The organism is Mesorhizobium sp. M7A.F.Ca.US.002.01.1.1, from assembly GCF_004022955.1.
Classification (GTDB): Bacteria; Pseudomonadota; Alphaproteobacteria; order Rhizobiales; family Rhizobiaceae; genus Mesorhizobium; species Mesorhizobium ciceri.
The window spans coordinates 1-3,537 of the sequence record NZ_RZQE01000549.1 but is presented as its reverse complement, the minus strand read 5'-3'; the positions used below and the strand labels follow the sequence as shown (position 1 = coordinate 3,537).

3 protein-coding genes are annotated in these 3,537 nt (G+C 66.2%); 1 reads left to right on the top strand and 2 read right to left on the bottom strand.

The window, feature by feature from the left end; genetic code table 11:
• Positions 1 to 831: cellulase family glycosylhydrolase (locus EN932_RS31660; RefSeq protein WP_128369350.1), on the top strand; the 831-nt coding region annotated here is incomplete at its 5' end.
• Here the strand turns inward: EN932_RS31660 and EN932_RS31655 are convergent.
• The gene (locus EN932_RS31655; RefSeq protein ID WP_127369054.1) at positions 794 to 2,140 is read right to left on the bottom strand and encodes a VpsF family polysaccharide biosynthesis protein; all 1,347 of its coding nucleotides are present in this window, start codon (positions 2,138 to 2,140) and stop codon (positions 794 to 796) included. The two genes, EN932_RS31660 and EN932_RS31655, sit on opposite strands and share 38 nt — an antisense overlap.
• 1 nt (position 2,141) lies before the next feature.
• On the bottom strand, positions 2,142 to 3,537 hold a 1,396-nt coding region (locus EN932_RS31650; protein WP_128369349.1), incomplete at its 5' end, for a GNVR domain-containing protein.

Genomic DNA, 3,537 nt, shown 5'->3' with positions numbered 1-3,537 from the left:
GTCTCCAGCACCGCCGCACCCGCTTTCGATCTCTATCGCGGGCTGGTCGGCGAGCTTGCCGGCAGGCTGGCGCGGTTCCAGCCCGGCAGGGTGGCGCTCGAGCCGGTCAACGAACCGGCGCAGGCCTGCGCGTCGAACGTCTGGTTGCAAATCCAGCTCGCGCTTCTGACCGCGGCAAGGGCATCGGCAGCGACCCTGCCGTTGGTCGTCACCGGAGGCTGCGGCTCGATGGCGAGCGGACTGACCGCGCTCGATCCGGGCCCGCTGTCGCCCTTCGAGCCGATCCTGTTCACCTTCCATTTCTATGAGCCCTATCTGTTCAGCCATCAGGGCGCGCCCTGGATGCGCGAGCCGGTCTATCGGTCGCTCAACAATGTGCCGTGGCCGGCATCCGCCGGCTCGCTGCAACAGACGCTGGCATCGGTCAGGGCGCGCATGGCGCAGGACACCGAAACCCCTGAAGACGCCAAGCAAGCAGCCTATGCCGAGACCGAGCGTGTGCTGAAAGTCTATTTCGACGCCCAGCCCGACCGCTGGTTTGTCGACAAATATCTTCGCCAGGTCCGCGATTGGGCCGATGGCCATAGCCTTGCGCCGGAACGCATCATCATGGGCGAGTTCGGCGCGCTGCGCACCGACGCCCGCTATGTCGCCGCGCCCAATCCGGATCGCGGGCGCTACATCGCCGATGTGAGGCGGAGCGCCGAGGAACTCGGCTTCGCCTGGGCACTGTGGGATCTCTTCGATGGCATGGGCATGATGGACGACACCACCCGGGCGCTGGACCCCGATATCATCGCGGCGCTTGGCCTGACCATGCCGGCGGACTGACCGGCCTGAACGCTGCCCGCGCCGGCCGATAGAGCACCAATGCCAGCACCACGAACTTGGTCAGCAGCGTCGTCTTCGACGCGACGCTTTCCGAAGTGTTGATCAGGATGACCCAGCCCAGCATCGGCAGCCAGATGCCGGGATGGCAGCGGCGCGCCACCTCGAACAGGAACAGCACGAAGCCGAACGTCAGCAAAAGCGTGAAGAAGGCGCCCTGATAAAGGACCGTGCGGATGATCGGGTTCTCGATGCCCTGTTCGAGACCGTTGATGCGGCGCAGGCTGTCGATCAGGTCGACATCCGGCCCCACGATCAGATCGCGCAATTCCAGGTGCTTGAAGAGCTCGAACATCTCGACCCGGGCATTGGCGCTGCCGCTGTCCGACACGAAGCGCTCCAGCAGCGCGTCGAAAAAGCCCAGATATGCCGCCACAATGATGACGACCGGCAGCAGGGCGGCGAGCATGAAGCCGAGTGCCGCACCCAGGAGATTGACGCGGCCCTGGCGCAATTTGGTGATGCCCTGAAAAAGCAGGTAGCAGCCGCCGAGCACCACCGTCGTCACCATCGCCGTGCGGCCGCCGAAGGCGACGAGTGCCGCGCATTGCAAGCCGATCAACCCTATCCGCACAGGCATCGACAGGGATCTGGCACCGGAGAGCAGCGCAAGCACATAGATCGACGTCACCATGGCATTGGCAAGCGGATGCCCCTGCAGCGCGCTCGAGCGCAGATCGGTGGTAAACGCCACGCCGTCGAGGCGATAGGGGAAGATAAGCGTTTTGGTGGCGAACTCGAAAAGGGCAAGCAAGGCATTCGCCGTCATGACCACGTGGACGACGGTCTGCAGCCCGGCGAAGGTCCGTTCGTCGTCCTCGCTGAGCATCAGCACGAGAAGTGCCGCAGCCACGAACGTATCGATCATGCCGGCCATACCGGGCCGCTGCCTGGCGATGACGACGACCAGAAGCACGATCGATATGGCGGCCATCAGCGCGCTGGCCGGCCGCCTGTCGGCGAGATGGACGATATGGCCGACCGGATTGCCTGATGCGCAGGAGCGCCAGGCAAGCAGCAGGACGATGAGATAGGTGGACGGGTGGATCTTGGTCGCCGGGTTGCCGAACAGGCCATCATAATTGTAGCCGACCAGCCACAGCATGCCCCCCGAGATGCTGAACAGCACCGCTACCGCCGCGATCAGTCCGAAGCGCGTCAGTGCATCGACCGAGGTGCCGGAGATGGGCGTGCCGGCGCGGGGTGCGGCAGCACCAAGGTTCGAAGCGCTTGCGCTCCAACTGGCCGCCATATCAGGCGGCCTCGTCGACCAGCAAGGCGGCTGTCGGCAGGCGCCCCATGACGGAGACCGCCTGCGAAGTCGTCGTGACGTCGCGCATCGGGGTGGCGTTCAGCGTGGCGACGAGCACGATCTCGTCGGCCATGGCGACCAGCGGCGAGGCATTGAGATTGTCGGCCAGCGCGCCACCGTCGATGACGACGAGGTCGAAGCTCCGGCTGGCCCGCGCCAGCATCTGCTGCGCAAAATAGATGCCATGCGCTTCCTGGAAGACCGCCTTTGAGCGGCCCCTGCCCAGCACGGCAACGTTGCTGCCGGCGGCGTAATGGCTGACGGCCTCGAACGCGTACTCGCCGCGCAGAACATCGAGGATCCCCGGCTGCGGATCCTTCTGGCCGCCGCCGCCAGCATTGGCATCGATGAACAGCACACGGCTACCCCTGGATGCCGCGGCATTGGCCAGCAGCCGCGCCACCCGGCTACGCTGCGCGCCCTCGCCCGGCGACGATGTCACCAAGATGGAAGGCACCAGCGGCCAGTCCGCCGGACGCTGGCCCGAACTGAACATGCGCCTCAGCGCAAGGCCGACGACGGCATCGGTCTTCTGGCTGGAGGCGGCGGCGCGCGCCCCGCCGAAAGGCCACCAGCGCCGGCCTGTGTCCGACTTTGCCGGCACCACGCCCAGCACCGGCGCGTCGATGGCCGACTGCATCTGGGCGCTGGAAAGCACCGTCGGCGAGGAATATTCGGCGATCAGCGCCAGACCGGTGCCGAGCCCAAGGCCGCCGAATATCGCGCCCAGCAACAGCAGCGGCAGAGGCGGCCAGCTCTTCTTCAAGGCGGGCATGGCGTTGGAGATGATGCGCGCATTGGTGCTGTCGACATTGATCTGCTCGCGCGTCTCCTGGGCGCGCTGGAGATAGTTCGAGTAGACGGAACGCAGCGCCTCGAGGTCGCGCTGCAGTTCGCGCAGCCGCACCGAGGCCTGATCGGTGTCGAGCGACTTGCTCTTCATGCCGGCGACCTTGGCTTCCAGCGCCTGCTGGTTGGCCAGCGCCCGTTCGTAGTCGGTCTCGGTGGCGGTGGCGATGCGGCCAAGTTCGCGCGCGATCAGCTGGCGCGTGTCGCGCAGTTGCTGCTGGGCTGCGATCAGCGAGGGATGACGCGGCCCCAACTCCGTGCCGAGCTGCGAGACCTGGTCGACCAACGTCGCCTCTTGCGCCCGCAGGCTCGAGATCACCGCCGAGCGCATTGCTTCCGAAGTTGCGTCCGGCGTGCCGCTCTGCCGGCGCATCTGGTCGACCTGCGCCTTCAGCGCCGCGGTGCGGCTCTGCGCCGCCGCAAGCTGCGTGTTGATCTCGGTCAGTTCCTGGTCGCTGACCAGATTGCCTGCCGCCATCACCATGTTG